The organism is Azospirillum sp. UENF 312511 (assembly GCF_058780635.1).
On the sequence record NZ_JBSNCG010000003.1, the window covers coordinates 2,134,752 to 2,151,195 of the forward strand.

Annotated in this window: 14 protein-coding genes; 10 read left to right on the forward strand and 4 right to left on the reverse strand. The window is 70.0% G+C overall.

Annotated elements, in window-relative coordinates; all coding sequences use genetic code 11:
* Positions 1-79 precede the first annotated feature (79 nt).
* A complete protein-coding gene (locus ACWPN7_RS21510; RefSeq protein ID WP_459195938.1) occupies positions 80-1,249 on the forward strand; it encodes a DUF3095 family protein in 1,170 nt (389 codons plus the stop codon).
* On the opposite strand, the gene ACWPN7_RS21515 is transcribed toward ACWPN7_RS21510, so the two are convergent.
* A complete protein-coding gene (locus tag ACWPN7_RS21515) occupies positions 1,243-1,692 on the reverse strand; it encodes a YccF domain-containing protein (protein ID WP_103039224.1) in 450 nt (149 codons plus the stop codon). The two genes, ACWPN7_RS21510 and ACWPN7_RS21515, sit on opposite strands and share 7 nt — an antisense overlap.
* A gap of 232 nt (positions 1,693-1,924) precedes the next feature.
* Here ACWPN7_RS21515 and ACWPN7_RS21520 point away from each other — a divergent pair, with 232 nt between their 5' ends.
* Complete coding sequence (locus tag ACWPN7_RS21520; RefSeq protein ID WP_201042023.1) at positions 1,925-2,485, forward strand: hypothetical protein; 561 nt, start codon at positions 1,925-1,927, stop codon at positions 2,483-2,485.
* 255 nt (positions 2,486-2,740) lie between these two features.
* On the forward strand, positions 2,741-3,511 hold the full coding sequence (locus ACWPN7_RS21525; RefSeq protein WP_456530108.1) for an alpha/beta fold hydrolase: 771 nt from the start codon (positions 2,741-2,743) through the stop codon (positions 3,509-3,511).
* Between the two features lie 28 nt (positions 3,512-3,539).
* Here the strand turns inward: ACWPN7_RS21525 and ACWPN7_RS21530 are convergent, their stop codons facing one another.
* Together ACWPN7_RS21530 and ACWPN7_RS21535 are read right to left on the reverse strand one after the other, a co-directional pair.
* The gene (locus ACWPN7_RS21530) at positions 3,540-4,202 is read right to left on the reverse strand and encodes a LuxR C-terminal-related transcriptional regulator (protein ID WP_038530569.1); all 663 of its coding nucleotides are present in this window, start codon (positions 4,200-4,202) and stop codon (positions 3,540-3,542) included.
* A 254-nt stretch (positions 4,203-4,456) separates the two neighbouring features.
* The gene (locus ACWPN7_RS21535) at positions 4,457-5,146 is read right to left on the reverse strand and encodes a LuxR C-terminal-related transcriptional regulator (protein WP_059398640.1); all 690 of its coding nucleotides are present in this window, start codon (positions 5,144-5,146) and stop codon (positions 4,457-4,459) included.
* A gap of 561 nt (positions 5,147-5,707) precedes the next feature.
* Between ACWPN7_RS21535 and ACWPN7_RS21540 the strand changes: the two genes are divergently transcribed.
* Both ACWPN7_RS21540 and ACWPN7_RS21545 read left to right on the forward strand, forming a co-directional pair.
* Positions 5,708-8,050 (forward strand): ATP-dependent helicase, encoded by a 2,343-nt coding sequence (locus ACWPN7_RS21540; RefSeq protein WP_038526454.1) that lies wholly within the window; start codon positions 5,708-5,710, stop codon positions 8,048-8,050.
* 150 nt (positions 8,051-8,200) lie between these two features.
* Positions 8,201-9,397 carry a hypothetical protein gene (locus ACWPN7_RS21545; RefSeq protein WP_451992643.1) on the forward strand — a complete coding sequence of 399 codons (1,197 nt, stop codon included), beginning with the start codon at positions 8,201-8,203 and terminating at the stop codon, positions 9,395-9,397.
* A 16-nt stretch (positions 9,398-9,413) separates the two neighbouring features.
* Here ACWPN7_RS21545 and ACWPN7_RS21550 read toward each other — a convergent pair whose 3' ends face one another.
* Positions 9,414-10,553, reverse strand: a complete 1,140-nt coding sequence (locus ACWPN7_RS21550) for a PDZ domain-containing protein (RefSeq protein WP_149648404.1) — start codon at positions 10,551-10,553, stop codon at positions 9,414-9,416.
* A gap of 308 nt (positions 10,554-10,861) precedes the next feature.
* On the opposite strand from ACWPN7_RS21550, the gene ACWPN7_RS21555 reads away from it, so the two are divergent.
* The 5 genes from ACWPN7_RS21555 to ACWPN7_RS21575 all read left to right on the forward strand — a co-directional run bounded on the left by ACWPN7_RS21555 (position 10,862) and on the right by ACWPN7_RS21575 (position 16,369).
* On the forward strand, positions 10,862-11,776 hold the full coding sequence (locus ACWPN7_RS21555; RefSeq protein WP_038526462.1) for a 50S ribosomal protein L11 methyltransferase: 915 nt from the start codon (positions 10,862-10,864) through the stop codon (positions 11,774-11,776).
* Between the two features lie 67 nt (positions 11,777-11,843).
* Entirely contained in the window at positions 11,844-12,305 is a 462-nt protein-coding gene (locus ACWPN7_RS21560) for a tellurite resistance TerB family protein (protein WP_038526465.1), read from the forward strand.
* A 109-nt stretch (positions 12,306-12,414) separates the two neighbouring features.
* On the forward strand, positions 12,415-14,445 hold the full coding sequence (locus tag ACWPN7_RS21565) for an aminopeptidase P family protein (RefSeq protein WP_459195937.1): 2,031 nt from the start codon (positions 12,415-12,417) through the stop codon (positions 14,443-14,445).
* Positions 14,446-14,812: 367 nt separating this feature from the next.
* Positions 14,813-15,178, forward strand: coding sequence for a chemotaxis response regulator CheY (locus ACWPN7_RS21570; RefSeq protein ID WP_014241240.1), 366 nt, complete (start codon positions 14,813-14,815; stop codon positions 15,176-15,178).
* Positions 15,179-15,181: 3 nt separating this feature from the next.
* Positions 15,182-16,369 (forward strand): protein phosphatase CheZ, encoded by a 1,188-nt coding sequence (locus ACWPN7_RS21575; RefSeq protein ID WP_456530112.1) that lies wholly within the window; start codon positions 15,182-15,184, stop codon positions 16,367-16,369.
* Positions 16,370-16,444 lie beyond the last annotated feature (75 nt).

A 16,444-nucleotide genomic window follows, 5' to 3' on the forward strand; every position in this document is an offset into this window, starting at 1 on the left:
GGGAACGCTTCATGGGGGTGATTCACAGGGCGCGGGCCGGGGCGTAGACTGCAGCGGCCCGTCCCCGGAACCTCCTGGCGTGAGCAAGGCGATGCCACTGCCCTCCATCCACGACTTCACCGCCGAAGCCGCCGATCCCGCCCATTACGCGGCGCTGGACGGCGACTGGTCGCTGGCCGTCGCCGACGTGGTGGCGAGCACCTGTCTGGCCGCGGAGGGGCGGCACCGCGACGTGAATTTCGTCGCCGCCGCGGTGGTCGCCGTCCTGTCCGAGGCGGTGCGGGAGCCGGAGCAGCCCGCCGCCTGCCAGTTCGGCGGGGACGGTGCCATCGCCGCGGTTCCGCCGGGCCGCCGGGCGGCGGCGGAGCAGGCGCTGGCGGCGCTCGCCCATTGGGCGGCGACGGAGATGGACGTGCCTCTGCGCGTCGGCCTCGTGCCGGTGCGGGCGCTTCTCGACGAGGGGCTGGAGGTGCTGGTCGCCCTGCAGGATTTCGGCAACGGCGACGCCTTCGGCCTGTTCCTCGGGCGCGGGGTCACGGCGGCGGACGCCTGGGTGAAGGCCGATCCGCGCTGGCGGCTGGAGCCGCGACCCGGCCCGCTGACCGGGCTGGAGGGTGTGTCCTGCCGCTGGAATCCGGTGAACAGCGGACGCGGGGTGATCCTGTGCGTGATCGTCGACCCGTTGCCCGGTGGCGGTCCGGGGCTGCCGGTGCTGGCCCAGGTTCAGGCCGACATCGAGCGGATCGTGCCGACCGCCAAGGCGGCGCCGCTCGGCATGGGCGAACGGCTGGCAGTGCGCTGGCCGCCCTCCTGGCGGTCGCTGTGGCTGGAGGCGCGCACGCGCCCGCGCGGGCGGCGACTGGCCTGCGTCCTGTCGCTTCTCGGGAAATCCGCGCTGCTTGCCGCGATTCTGGGCGGCGGGTGGCGGGTGGCCGGCTTCGATCCGGACCGCTACCGCCGCGGCATGGCCGAACGGTCGGACTTCCGCAAGTCGGCGGGCGGGCCGCGCCTCGTCCTCGACGTGACGGAGACGGAAGCCGCCGCCATCGAGGCCATGCTGGCCGGCCACGCGGCGGCCGGGCGCATCCGCTACGGCACGGCGCGGGCGGCGGCTTCCACGGTGACCTGCCTGGTCGGCGACCTCGCCGCCGACCGGCACGTTCATTTCGTGGATGGGGCGGACCTCGGCTTCTGGCGGGCCTCGGTCATGCTGAAGGGCATGGCGGAGCGGGAGCCGTCTGCTCAGTAGGCCCCGCGGCCGAGCAGACGGCGGCGGGATTCCGCCTCGTCCACCGTCACGATCTCGGTGCCGACCGGCCACAGGGCCAGCAGGGCGAGCTTCAGATGCGCCCAGGCGAAGGGCAGGCCGATGATGGTGATGGCGAGGCCGACCGCGGCCACCAGATGGCCGAGCGCCAGCCACCAGCCGGCCAGCACGAACCACAGGATGTTGCCCAGTGTGCCGAGCAGGCCGGTGCCGATGTCCTCGCGGCCACGGAACTCATCCCGGCGGACGGCGGTTTGTCCAAAGGGCAACAGAGTGTACCAGGCGATCGTGAAGGCGGATCGCGCCCACGGAATGCCGACGATGGTGAGGACCATCAGGACGGCCGCGAGGAGCCATCCCGCGGCCATCCAGATGCCGCCGGTCACCACCCACAGGATGTTGAGAAGAAGGCTGAGGAAGGGCATCGGGTGTTTCTCCTTTTGCCCGCACATGTGGGGATGGCGGGCGGCTTCGCCCAGAGGAGGGATCGGCGAAAGTGGCGCATCGAAAGATTCATCCCCTCCCGGCTTCCGGTGGCTTGAATGCCCTCCGGAAAGGCCACAGATCGAACGAGGGGCCTTTGAGCAAAAAGCGGTTCCGCAGGGAACCGGGGTCCGCGCCGCACGCCATCCAGGGTATCACCGGATCGGAGGCCGCATGAACGAGGTCCAGAACCACGAAGAGTCCACCGACACCGCCGTCATGGGCGACGACGCCGAAAGCATGGCGCCGGTGGTCACCGCCATCCTTGGCACCGCCATCGCGGCGGCGGCCAAGCGCGCCGGCACCGCCGACGTCGCCCACGGGGTGATCGCGGGGTTGCGCCTGCTGCGCTCCGCCGCGGAGTCGGAGGCCGGCTACACCATGGGGGCGGCGATCGACACCGCCATCCGCACGCGCCTGCTGGTGGAGAACTTGTCGGCCCTGCGCACCACCGGGTCCGCCCCGGCGCCGGTGCCGTTGCCCGAACCGGGGCCGGGGGTGGCCATCGCGTCGGCCATCTTCGTCAGCGCCGCGGAGTCCTGCCTGACCGTCAACGCCCACGCCGAGGACAACGGGCCGCTGGAGATGGCCGTGTTCGCTTTCTCCACGCAGTTGATCCAGCAGCTCGGCGGGTCGCCGGACTGGCGGGATTTGATGCGCGAGCTGCACCGCCCGTCCGAGCCGCGCGACGACCGTCCGGTTGAGGCGCTTCCCGATGGCAACACCATTCACTGATGGTGCCGGGATGGTGCCGGCCCACTGACGTTTTCGGCCCTCGATAGTCCCAATTCTTGTGCGGATTTCGCCGATAATGGCGGGACTGCACAACAATTGGGGTAAAAACCTGCGATTTTCGGGATTTGCGGCCACCGTTCGCGCCATTTCGGGCCTTTTTATGGTACGGGACAAGGCTGCAGGCCCTCCATTAGGCTCCCTGTCAATCGGCGGAGACGATCTCCGCGACGTGTTCGGGAATCGGGGAGCGGAGCCTTGACCATACACAGCAGCGCCGGGCGGCCCGCGGGGGTCGCGTTCGGCATCGTGCCGTCGTCCCCCGGCGAGGCGCCAACCGCACGCTGCGGCGCATCGCGGGAGGTGGGGCCGGGCTGCGTCGTCGCCGGCGATCCCGCCGGACGGCGCATCATCCTGGTCCATGCGGCGTCGAGCGAATCCCGGGCCTGGACCCGCCTGCTGCGCGCCGTTCCGGCCGGGCAGGAGTGGGTGGCCGTGCCGCGTCCCGACCCGGCGCCGATCAGCGGCGCCTCCCGGCTGCGCGGCGGCGACCCCGGCGTGCCGGCGGCGGCGCTGCGCCCGCTGCTGACGCTCCGCCGTTCGCGAAAGCCGCTGCTGATCGGCTGCGGCAACGGCGTGCCGGTGGCGCTGCGGGCCGTGCTGGATTTTCCGGAGCTGGTCGGCGGCCTTCTGCTGATCGACCCGATGACCGAGGAGGCGGCCCGGCCGGGCGTGTTCCGCCGCATCGCCGCCCGCATCCTGCCGCCGGTCGTCCGCGACAGCGCGGCGGAGCTTCAGGCCATGGCGCCCGCGCTCGACGCGGTTCGCGTCCCGGTCACGCTGGTGCAGGGGAAGGACGTGCCGGACGGCTTTGCGGGCGCGTCCTTCCTGGAGCAGCGCCTGACCGGCTGCCGCACCTTGACGGTGGTGACCGTTCCCGGCCAGCAGGTTCTGCCCGCCAAGCACGAATCGGCCATCCGCGGCGCTCTGGCCGCGTTGGTCGCTTCGGTGGAGCGGGGAGGGGCCTGAGCGGAGCGGGCCCGGAAAGGGCGTCCGGTCAGAGACCGTTCGCGGTGATCGCCGCCTGGGTGCGGTTGCGCACACCGAGCTGGCGCAGGATCGCCGTCACGTGCACCTTCACGGTGCCTTCGGTCAGGCCCAGTTCGTGCGCGATCTGCTTGTTGGACTTGCCGTCGCGCAGGCGGTTCAGCACGTCGCGCTGGCGCGGGGTCAACTGGTCGCCCGCCCCGTCGGCCAGGGAGCCCAGCGGATCGGCGTCGCCTGAGCCGTTGCCGGCGTGCGGCGCGCTGTCGGTCATCCGGTCGCCGCGGATCGCCTGTTCCGGCAGATAGACGCCGCCGGCCAGCACCAGCTGCAGGGCACCCATCAGCACCTTCGCGCTGCTCGACTTCGGGATGAAGCCGGCGGCGCCGTTCTCCAGCGCGGCCAGCAGGTCCGACCGCTTTTCCGATCCCGACACCACGACCAGCAGCGCCTTGGGAAGCCGCTGGTGGATCTCGCCGAGCAGGGAGAAGCCGTTCCATCCCGGCATGCCGAGATCCAGGAGGATCAGGTCGAAGGCGATGGCGCCGTCGCACAGGCGGCGGACGTCGTCGAACGTCCCGGCCTCGTGAAACACCATGCTGTCGTCCGACTGGGCGAGCAGACGCCGCAGCCCGTCCCGGAACAGCAGGTGATCGTCGGCAAGCAGAACGTTCAGGGTCGGCTTTTCCGCGCTGTATTCCATGATGCTCATCGTGTCGGGGCTGCGATCCAAACAAATTCGGAGCGTATTGCCGAAATAGCCATCATCATTTCGAGGCGGAAGAGGGCCTTTGGTCCTATGGCGCACCACTTATGGCGTGTCGTCGCACCCAAAACGGGTGCTCCGGACGCGACAACGCCGGCCGCGGGATGGCGCGGCCGGCGTTGTGGGTGCCGGGAAGGCAGAACCGCAAGAAGCAGGACGATGGATCAGACCACGTTGGCGCTGACCCCGGCGGCTTCCGCCGGCTGGTCGCCGATGCCGTTGTTCAGCGCCCAGATCGCCGCCTGGGTGCGGTTGGAGGCGTTGATCTTGCGCAGCAGGCTCTTCAGATGGACCTTCACCGTAGCCTCCGTGATGTGGAGGTGGTTGGCGATCATCTTGTTGGAGTTGCCGTTCAGCAGGCAGCGCAGGATCTGGATCTCACGCTGGGACAGGCCCTTGCGGCGGGCCGGGACCTCGGTCGCCAGCTCATCGCTGCGGCCGTTGATCAGCAGCTCGGCCAGGTGGGTGGGGAACACCTTCTCGCCCATCATCACCAGCTTCAGCGACTGCATCAGCGCTTCGCAGGCGATGTCCTTCATCAGGTAGCCGTGGGCGCCGGCGCCGAGCGCGCCCGACAGGCGGCGGGTGCACAGGTCGGTGGTCAGGATGACGACGCGGATGCCGGGGTGGCCGTCGCGCAGGGCGCGGAGCTGGTCGGCCTCGTCCTCGCCGCCGTTGACGAGGTCGATGAGGACCAGGTCGGGCTGGGTGCCCGCCGCCTCGACCGCGGGGACGCCCTCGCGCAGGGTGCCGGCCTCGCCCATCACCTTGAAGGGCGTGTTCTCGAACAGACGCTTCATGCCTTCGCGGAAGAGCTTGTTCGCGTCGATCAGGAAAACGTTCACGGGGTCCATTGTTCCTACCCGCCCTCTGTTTGTTTCAATTCGGTCGTTGACTGGCGCCTCCGTGGACATCCGGTCCGGGGGGAGGGCCGCTCTCCGCGGCTGTCCGTTTGGTTTCGGGGTGCCACGATCTGATTGGACCTTACCCCGGATTTGCGGAACAGAAAATTTCCCCAAAGGAAAAGTTATGTCTCGCAATGGGCATATGCCCTAAGCCGAAATAAGACAAACCGTCCAACGAACCATTCACGAATGTCTCACCGGGAATAATCAATCGGTCTTGAATTCGGTTCTGCCTGTGATTTGTCTGTGACTGCGGGTGATTCTTGGGCTCCTATGGCCGATGTGACTTCGAGCGATTGTGGTAAGACAAGCGCTATGGTGTCGGACATAGTGCGGGTCGCGTCCATCCCTGCCCATGGGCCTAGGTCCATGCCCATTGGCGGAGCGCCCTGGCCGTTCCGTCAAGGGAAGGGGTTCGATGCGCCGGGGGGCGTGCTATATACGGTGTCCTCTTTCGATGAAGGGCGTCTCCCGACCGCGGGGGAGCCCACCCAGGAAATCCGGTGCCGCATGTCCGATCCCTACGCCTACGACGATCCGCTGGGCCATGATCCCCTCAGCCACGCGGGCGCCCCGGCCCCCGCGCCGGCGCAGCGTTTCGCCTATCTGGACGGGCTGAACCCCGTGCAGCGCGAGGCGGTCGAGGCGCTGGACGGTCCGGTTCTGGTGCTGGCCGGCGCCGGCACGGGCAAGACGCGCGTGCTGACCACCCGGCTGGCCCATCTGCTGATGACGCGCCGCGCCGCCGCCTTCCAGATCCTGGCGGTGACCTTCACCAACAAGGCCGCCCGCGAGATGCGCGAGCGCGTCGCCCATCTGGTGGGGATCGAGCCGGAAGGCTGGTGGCTGGGCACCTTCCACGCGCTGGCCGCGCGCATCCTGCGCCGCCATGCCGAGCTGGTGGGGCTGAAGTCCAACTTCACCATCCTCGACACGGACGACCAGATCCGCCTGATCAAGCAGCTTCTGGAGGCGGCGAACGTCGATTCCAAGAAGTGGCCGGCGCGGCAGGTGCTGGGCGTGATCGAGCGCTGGAAGGACCGCGGCCTGACCCCGGACCGGCTGAACGAGGGCGACGGCGGCGACGTGGCCGGCGGGCGCGTGGTGGCGCTCTACCGCGCCTACCAGGAGCGGCTGCGCACGCTGAACGCCTGCGACTTCGGCGACCTGCTGCTGCACAACATCACGCTGTTCCAGAAGCACCCGGACGTGCTGGCGGAATACCACCGCAAGTTCAAATACATCCTGGTGGACGAATATCAGGACACCAACGTCGCCCAGTATCTGTGGCTGCGCATCCTCTCGCAGGCCCACAAGAACATCTGCTGCGTCGGCGACGAGGACCAGTCGATCTACGCCTGGCGCGGCGCCGAGATCGGCAACATCCTGCGCTTCGAGGCCGACTTCCCCGGCGCCACCGTCATCAAGCTGGAGCAGAACTACCGCTCCACCGGCCACATCCTGTCGGCGGCCTCCGGCCTGATCGCCAACAACAAGGGGCGGCTCGGCAAGACGCTGTGGACCCAGGCGGACGGCGGCGAGCCGGTGCGCGTGCGCGGCGTCTGGGACGGCGAGGAGGAGGCCCGCTGGGTCGGCGACGAGATCGAGGCGCTGCAGCGCCAGGGCGTCTCGCTCGCCCAGATCGCCGTCCTGGTCCGCGCCGGCTTCCAGACCCGCGAGTTCGAAGAGCGCTTCATCACGCTGGGCCTGCCCTACCGGGTGATCGGCGGCCCGCGCTTCTACGAGCGGCAGGAGATCCGCGACGCGCTGGCCTATCTGCGCGTCGTCAACTCGCCCGACGACGATCTCGCCTTCGAGCGCATCGTCAATGTGCCCAAGCGCGGCGTCGGCCCGGCGGCCCTGCAATGCCTCTATCAGGCGGCGCGTTCGCGCGGGATGCCGCTGACCGAGGCGGGCTGGGCGCTGACCGAGACGGACGAGTTGAAGCCCAAGGTGCGCGGCGTGATGCGCAACCTGCTTCAGGACTTCTTCCGCTGGCGCACCCTGTCGGCGACCATGCCGCACACCGAACTGGCCCGCATGGTGCTGGACGAGTCCGGCTACACCCGCATGTGGCAGGAGGACAAGACGCCCGAGGCGCCGGGCCGGCTGGAGAACCTGAAGGAACTCATCACCGCCATGGCGGAGTTCGAGAACCTGTCGGGCTTTATGGAGCATGTCGCGCTGGTCATGGAAAACGCCGAGGCCGCCGGTGTCGATCAGGTCACGGTGATGACCCTGCACGGGGCCAAGGGGCTGGAGTTCGACATGGTCTTTCTGCCCGGCTGGGAGGAGGGCGTGTTCCCCAACCAGCGCGCGCTGGACGAGACCGGCATCGCCGGGTTGGAGGAGGAGCGCCGCCTCGCCTATGTCGGGCTGACCCGGGCGCGCAAGCGGGCCTACATCAGCCACGCCGCCAACCGGCGGCTCTACGGCAACTGGGTCAGCGCCATCCCCTCCCGCTTCGTCGAGGAGATCCCCGGCGGCGACGTCGAGGCGGAGGCGGCGAGCGGCCTTTATCCGGGCGGCAACGCCGGCGGCGGGGGATTTGGCGGGGGAGGGAGCTTCCGCGATTCGTCGAGCTACGCCGCCTTCCGCGCCGGCCAGCAGGCGGCAGGCCGCCAGCAGCCCCCGTCGCCGCGCACCATCACGCTGGACAGCGGTTCCTATCAGGTCGCCCCGCGCGCCCGTCCGAACGCGCCCTTCCCGAAGGGGGCGCGGGTGTTCCACCAGAAGTTCGGCTACGGCACCGTCACGGCGGTCGACCAGGACAAGCTGGAGATCGACTTCGATCAGGCCGGCAGCAAGAAGGTGATGGACAGCTTCGTGGTGCCGGCGGAGAAGGCGGGCTGACACAGGCGGGGTGATCGGGGCGGGGTGATCGGGGCAGGGTGACCGATTGCCGCAGCGCCCCGCCGCGGTGACGATCGTCACAGGCCGGGCGGCGGCGTTCGGCTACTGGTTGTGCACAGACATCGTGCCCACAGCCACGGAACCCGCACAGTGTTCGGCAAGAGCAGCACCGCGTTCGAGGTCCAGATCCGCCGCGAGGGTCGCTGGACCATCGAAGGGACCTACGACGAGGAGCGCCGAGCCCTGGCCTCCGCCCGCAGTTGGCTGGCGGTCAGCGGGGTTGAGGAGGTCAAGGCCCTCAGGTTCCGCTCGCTGGCCGGACTGTCGCTGGAGACGGTGATCTTCCAGAAGGCCGTTCCGGTGGTGAAGGACAAGCCCATGGCGCTGGGCGGCACGGCGGAGGGCGCGCCCTACTGCACGGCCCCCGGCGATCTCTACGGGTTCGAGTCGCGGGTGGTCACCGGCCGGCTGCTGCGCCCCTTCCTCGACAAGTTCCGCATCACCCCGACCGAGCTTCTCCACAGCTGGACCTACCTGCGCAAGCTCGACGAGCAGGGCCTGCTGCTGGGCGCGGCGCTCCAGGCGGTGGCCCGCCACCACGCGGATCGCCATGGCGTCGCCGTGCCGGCGCGGGCGCGCGAGCTGCGGGGCTTCGCCGACGTCGTGATGACCCGCGCCCGCGACTTCCAGGCCGAGCGCAAGGCCCTGCCGGCGTTCGATTCCGCCGACCTGTCCCTGTCCAGCCGGGTCCTTGCCGCCGCGGTGGGGGAGGAGGGGCACGACTTCGCCTTCCTCAGCCAGCTCACGTTTCATCTGGCCGACCGCAATTCGCTGGCTGGCAAGCTGGAGATGCTGCTCGACCTGATCGGGCCGGAGGTGGAACCGCGCCACCTCGCCCTGCTCGACGGGGTGATGGCCGACGCGCTGGGCTCCGCCGATCTGGTGAAGGAGCTTCTGGGCGCACAGCCGAACCTCGCCCTGGGGCTGTGCGCTCTGGCCGACCTGATCCTGGGCCGCGACCCGCAGCCGAAGAGCGAACCGGTCAGCCCGCTGCTGGCCCATGTCGGCGCGCTGATCGTCCAGGCGCGCGCGCCGTGCTGCCGCGCCGTCCTGCTGGAGCGCATCCAGCACTCGCTGAACGGCACCCAGCCGCTCGACCGCCGCGACCCGAAGAAGGAGGCGCTGCTCGCCGACCATCTCGCCACCCATCTGCGCGATCCGCAGGGGCGCCTGCTCGGCGGCGCCGAGGTCGAGAAGGCGCTGGCCCGCCGCCTCATCCGCCACCGTCAGGCGATCCTGCGCGAGCAGGGGATGCACGACATCGCGGACCGGCTGTCGGGACGGTGATTCCGCCGGCTTCGCCTCACGACGCCGGCGGCGACCAGGGGAGTTCGGTCTGCGGCTTGTCCCGCCGCAGCGCTTCGTAGATCTCCGCGCCCTTCCTGCGGTCCGTCTCGCACATCATCATCAGCACGTCGGAGTCGGCGCTGGCCGACGTGCAGACCTTCGAATCCCGGGTGCAGGTCGGCCGCGGGTGCGGCGCCAGCCAGTATCCGGGTTGAGCCTTCCGCGCCGCCTCCCAAAAGGCCGTCGTCAGCTTGGCGCTTTCCGCCTCGCTGCCGTCGTTTCGCACTGTGAACAGCGGCGAGTGCACGCTGCTCGAGAACAGGCCCGAACCGGTCATCTGGGCCACGCAGAAGCGCTCGCGCACCGGCGCGGCCGCCAGGACCGGCGCATCGGCGTACACAGCACCCGGCGGCAGGGCCGGGGTCGTGCTGATGATCGGGCCGACGATCAGCTCGCGCGGCTCGCGGGCGCGCCACAGCTTGACCAGCACGCTCTGCCCGCTGGGCACCGCGCCCAGAACACCGCGCATCTGCACCACATCGCCCACCGCGACGCCGCGCACTTCCAGGATCACGTCGCCGCCGCGGATGCCCGACAGCTCGGCCGCCTTGCCCGGGATCAGCGCCGTCACCACCAAACCCCGCGGCGAATCCAGCCCGACAGCCTGTGCCAGTTGGGCGGTCAACGGGCCCACAGCCGCTCCCATCGCCCCCTGCGGCTCGCTTGCCGGTGCCGCGGCGGGAGCGGCCGTGCCGGCCATCGCTCCGCTGATGCCATTGGGGCCGGTGGTGACGGTCGTCGCCGGTGCGGAGCCCGCATCCGCCACCGTGCCGCCACCCTCCGCGCAGCGCTGCTCCGCCATGACTTGACGCACCGCCTTGATGTTGACCACCACCGCTTCGCGGTACGCCGGGTCCACCGTGGGCAGTTGGTCGATGTACCCTCGCTGCAGCGACGCCAGCGCCTTGCAGTCCGTGCCCCGGTAGGAGGGAACCATATCGGCCACCAGCGACGCTTCCGATGGCATGTTCACTGTGCTCACCGCCCCGATCGCCAGCCCGACCGGATCGAGCGCGCAGCCCGACACCATCGCCGCCCCGGAAACCGCCACCAGCGCGGTCATCCATGCCCTGGCCGCTTTGCCAACGCGCTGCATCAAGCCCGTCTCCCCCGTGTCGCTCTTGCGGACCCCTCGATCCGCTGATCTCCGGGTGCAGTGTGCCCGCTCAAAAGTGGTAAGAAAAGCGGCGGCAAGCCCGTAACGTGCTTTCGCCGGTCAAAACGTTGCACACTGCGGTCGATCCAGCCCGGTGGACCCGTTTCCGGATGCGGCAGTCCTGTGCCGCGATGGGCGCGTGCGCGCGGTTGCAGGACGTTCCGGCTGCAGGAAATCTTTGTGTCGCCGCGTCTCTGTGGTTAAGTCTCCCACCAGACAACGACCACCCCATCATCGGCGACCTTCCCATGTCCTCCTCCAAGCTCTGGCGCATCGCGCTCGTCATTCCCGAAGCCCACGCCCCCGCGTTCGCCGAGGCGATTGGCGATCACGCCGACGCGGTGTCCACCTTCGAGCTGGAGGAGCACGGCGACTGGCTGGTCGAGGCGACGGTCTACGGGCAGCCGGACGAGCCGCGGCTGAACGCCCGCGTCGCCGTTCTGGCCGAGGCCATGGGCATCCCCGAGCCCAAGCTGATCGTCGAGGAGCTGCCCCTGATCGACTGGGTGTCGCACAGCTACCAGGGCTTTCCGCCGATCCAGGCCGGGCGCTTCTTCGTTCATGGCTCCCACCATGAGGGCATCGTCCCGGCGGGCAGCATCCCGCTGCTGGTCGACGCCGCCACCGCCTTCGGCACGGGCGAGCACGGCTCGACCAAGGGCTGCCTGATGGCGCTGGACCGGCTGGCCCGGCGGATGAGCCTGCCGCGCGCCGGGCGGGGCGGGGCGCTCGACATGGGCTGCGGTTCGGGCATCCTGGCGCTGGCGGTGACCAAGCGCTGGCGGGTGCCCGTCACCGCCGTGGACATCGACCCGGAGGCGGTGCGCGTCACCCGCGTCAACGCCGCGCTCAACGGGGTGAAGGCCCGCATCCGCTCGCAGGGCGGCGACGGCTACCACACCGCCATCGTGGGCAAGCACAAGCCCTACCGCCTGATCACCGCCAACATCCTGGCCCGTCCGCTGGCCCGCATGGCGCCGAAGCTCAAGCGCCATCTGCAGCGCGGCGGGGTCGCCGTGCTGGCCGGCCTGCTGAACCGGCAGGAGCGCCACGTCATCCAGGCGCACCGCACCCAGGGCCTGCATCTGGTCGCGCGCATCCCGGTCGGCGAATGGACCACCCTTGTGGTGAAGCGCCCGAAGCGGACGGCCGTAAAGGGCTGACGCCCCTGGATTTCGGTCCTCCCGCCGCCAATGTCTTCCGAATGTATGGACGACCCGCGGAGGACCGATGCTGAACCGGATCAGGGCGCTGTTCCAGGAGAACGACCCCGGCGACGACCGCCACAGGCTGGAGGCCGCCGCCGCCGCCCTTCTGGTCGAGGCCGCACGCACCGACAACACCATTTCCCCGGCGGAGCGCGAGCGCATCCTCGACGTCACCCGCCGCCACTTCCACCTGAGCGAGGAGGAGGCGCAGGACCTTCTGTCCGCCGCCGTGTTCGACACGGAGGGCGCCTCGCCCTACTACCGCTACGTCACGGTGATCAACGACCACTGCCCGCCGGACAAGCGGCTGTGGATCATCGAGATGCTGTGGGAGGTCGCCTACGCCGATGGCGAGCTGAACGACCTGGAGTCCAACCTGCTGCGCCGCATCGGCGGCCTGTTGCATGTGCCCGACGTCGACCGCGGCCTCGCCCGCAAGCGCGTCCTGGAGCGGCTGGGCCTGCCCGACGATTCGGGGCTGTAGGGCGTCCCGCCGGGGCCTTCGCGCGGCTATGCCCTTTCCCGCGCTTGCGCGGTGGGGCGTCCCTGCCTAGCCTGTCGCGGACGGCTTCACCGGATGAGGATCAGCCCCCGTGTCCAGCGCTTACCGCGGCGACGAAACCCTGGCGCAGCTCCTGGCTCAAGCGGGCCTGCCCCACACCCCCGCGGACATCCGCAGCCTCGTCGCCGGGGTGCTCGCCGCGCCGGAGGGGGAGGACCCTGACGGATGGATGGTCCTGGTCGGGGCGCGGCTTCCGGAGGATCTCGCCGGGCAGCTCCGCGCCCTGAAGGCCGACCTTGCTGATGGCCGTGTCGCCGAGGCACCGGATTACCCCGCCCGCATCGCCGCCCTGCGCGGTGTCCTGGGGCGCGCCGACCTCGACGGCTTCATCGTGCCGCGCGGCGACGAGCATCAGGGCGAGTATGTGCCGCCGCGCGCCCAGCGCCTCGCCTGGCTGACCGGCTTCACCGGATCGGCCGGCCACGCCGTGGTGGGACGGCAGCGCGCCGCCATCTTCGTGGACGGGCGTTACACCCTCCAGGTCCAGACGGAGGTGTCGGGCGACCTCTACGAATACCGGCATCTGGTCGACGACCCGCTGACCGAGTGGGCGGGAGAGGCGCTGCCGCGCGGCGGACGGTTCGGCTACGATCCGTGGCTTCACACCGCCGGCTGGGTGGAGCGCACCCGCCAGCAGCTGGAGCGCATCGGCCTGTCGCTGGTGCCCTGCCCGGATAACCCGGTGGACCGCGTGTGGATGGACCAGCCGCCGCCGCCACTGGCCCCGGTGGTCGCCCAGGACCTCGTCTTCGCCGGGGACAGCGCCGCCGACAAACGCGCCCGCATCGCCGGCGATCTGGCGCGCAACGGCATCGGCGCCGTGGTGCTGACCCAGCCCGACTCCATCGCATGGCTGCTCAACCTGCGCGGCGCGGACGTGCCCTGCACGCCGCTGCCGCTGTCCTTCGCGATCCTGAAGGACGACGCGCAGGTGGACCTGTTCATCGACCGCCGCAAGCTGGCGCCGGGCGTCGAGGCCCATCTCGGCAATCAGGTCGCCGTGCGCGCCCCGGACGAGCTGGGCGCCGCGCTCGACGGGCTGGGGCGCGAGGGGCGTAAGGTGATGGGCGACCCGGCCGGCACCTCGGCCTGGATCTTCGACCGGCTGCACATGGCCGGCGCCAAGCTGGAGCGCGACCCCGACCCCTGCGCCCTGCCCAAGGCCTGCAAGAACGAGGCGGAGCTGGCCGGCACTCGCGCCGCCCACGCCCGCGACGGCGCGGCACTCGTCCGTTTCCTGCATTGGCTGTCGCAGGAGGCGCCGTCGGGCACGGTGACGGAGATCGCGGCGGCGGACCGGCTGCTGGCCTTCCGCCGCGCCAACGACCGCTTCCGCGGCCTCAGCTTCGACACCATCTCCGGGGCGGGGCCAAACGGTGCCATCGTCCATTACCGGGTGTCGGAGGCGACCGACCGCCGGCTGGAGCCGGGCAGCCTGTTCCTGCTGGACAGCGGCGCCCAGTATCAGGACGGCACCACCGACGTGACGCGCACCATCGCCATCGGCGCGCCGACCCCGGAGATGCGCGAGCGTTTCACGCTGGTCCTCAAGGGCCACATCGCCGTCAGCACGGCGCGATTCCCGCGCGGCACCACCGGGTCGCAGCTCGACACGCTGGCCCGCCTGCCGCTGTGGTCGCTGGGGCTGGACTACGACCACGGCACCGGCCACGGGGTGGGCAGCTATCTGTCGGTGCACGAGGGGCCGCAGCGGATCTCCAAGGTGCCGAACAGCGTGGCGCTGCAGCCCGGCATGATCCTGTCCAACGAGCCCGGCTACTACAAGACCGGCGCCTACGGCATCCGCATCGAGAACCTGATCGTCGTCCAGCCGCTCGACCTGCCGATGGCGGAGCGGCCCATGCTGGGATTCGAGGTGCTGACCCTGGCCCCCATCGACCGCACTCTGGTCGAGCCGGCGCTGCTGACCCAGGCGGAGATCGCGTGGCTGAACGCCTATCACACCCACGTGCGCGAGGCGCTGGAGCCGCGGCTCGCGGGCGAGGGGGATGCCGCCGTGAGGCAATGGTTGAGGCAGGCGACCTCGCCGATCATCGACTGAGGGACATGGTCCGGGATGGAGCATTGCCGGCAGTTGGAAGGCGTGCCGCGCGAGAATCAGCCCGTGCGTTCGCCTGTGAAATCTGGCAAGGTCCCCACCCGACGCAGGGGTATGTCCGTTCGGACCGTCGCCGGACGCGCGTCCGTGCCTTGAAGCGATGCCTCATCGCCTCGGGGAGCGGCGGAAATTCGGCGGTCTTGGTAACCCGATATTTACGGGCGTACGTCACTGTGGCCGTGAGGGATGACTTTTCGGCAGACTTAAGGCATCACAGTCGGACCAGACCGACCCCGGCGCACGCCACGCAGCGCCGGGCGGCTGAACGCCGGGCCGGTGCCTAGCAACGGAAGAATGCGGAGACGCGTAGATGAAGATCCTTGTCGTCGATGACTACGCCACCATGCGGCGCATCGTGCGGAACCTCCTGACCCAGATCGGCTACACGGACATCGACGAGGCCGGCGACGGCGTCTCGGCCCTGCAGAAGCTGCGCGAGAGCAAGTTCGGCCTCATCATTTCCGACTGGAACATGGAGCCGATGACCGGCCTGCAGCTCCTCAAGGAGATCCGCGCCGACGCCAAGCTCGCCTCGACCCCGTTCATCATGGTCACCGCCGAGAGCAAGACCGAGAACGTGATCGCCGCCAAGCAGGCCGGTGTGAACAACTACATCGTCAAGCCTTTCAACGCCGATACCCTGAAGCAGAAGATCCAGGCCGTCATCGGCGGGTAAGGAGTGGTTGGGTTGGATCAGCTTCCGCAGCTTTCCGAGGAAGAGTTCGACCAGATCGAGGAAGCGATCGCCCGCACGACCAAGGGGCGAGCCTTCCTGCGCCGCTTCCACCGCCGGGCCCACGGGGCCGCGGCGGAGGAGGTGCGCAAGATGCTGCTGGAGTTCCGCAGCTCCTGGCATCAGCAGAGCGAGGTGGTGGAAGCCTCCAAGCACGTCGAGGTGCTGCGGCGCGAGCTGATGGAGATGGCTGCCTCCATCGAGCAGGCGCGGCGCGAGGTCGCAGCCCTGCGTCCGCCCGACGCCGGTGGCGACAAGATCACGTCGGCCACCAACGAGCTGGACGCCATCGTCATCTCCACCGAACGCGCGTCCTTCGAGATCCTGAACGCCGCCGAGCGGCTGATGGACCTGTCGGGCAAGCTGAAGGCGGACGGCGCCGACCCCGGCCTGTGCTCCGAGATCGAGGGGGAGGTGACCAACATCTTCACCGCCTGCTCGTTCCAGGACCTGACCGGCCAGCGCACCAGCAAGGTGGTCAACGCGCTCCGCTACATCGAGCAGCGGGTCAACGCGATGATCAACATCTGGGGCGTCGAGAAGCTCGCCGGCCTCCAGATCGCGCCTGAGAACACGGACACCCGGCCGGACTCCCATCTGTTGAACGGTCCCCAGCTCGACGGCCTCGGCGTCAGCCAAGCCGACGTGGACAGCATGTTCGACAGTCCGGCGATGGCGGCACCGCAGCCGGCTCCCGAACCGCCGCCCGCTCCGCCTCCCGCCTCCGCTCCGGCGGCCGCGGCCCAGACCGGAGCCAAGGCGAGCCAGGCCGACATCGACAGCCTGTTCGACAGCCCGGCCCCAGCCCCTGCCGCTCCGGCGAAGGCCAGCCAGGCGGACATCGACAGCCTGTTCGACAGCCCAGCACCGGCCCCTGCCGCTCCGGCGAAGGCCAGTCAGGCGGACATCGACAGTCTGTTCGATAGTCCGGCTCCCGCCCCGGCCGCGGCTCCGCCGGCCCCCGCTCCGGCTCCGGCGCCCGCCGCCAAGAAGCCGGTGCCGAAGCCGGCCTCGGCGACCAAGCCCGCCCCGAAGCCGGCCCCGGCTGCCAAGCCGGCGGCCGCCCCGCCGCCCGCGGCGGACGAGCCTCCGGCGCCGCTGGATCAGGCGGCCATCGACGCCCTGTTCGGCTGACCTCACGGTCAACAAGACGGTCCGGCGTCGGATTTGTGAAGAGTTGCCGCCGCTCCAATCGGCGGGCGAATTGGG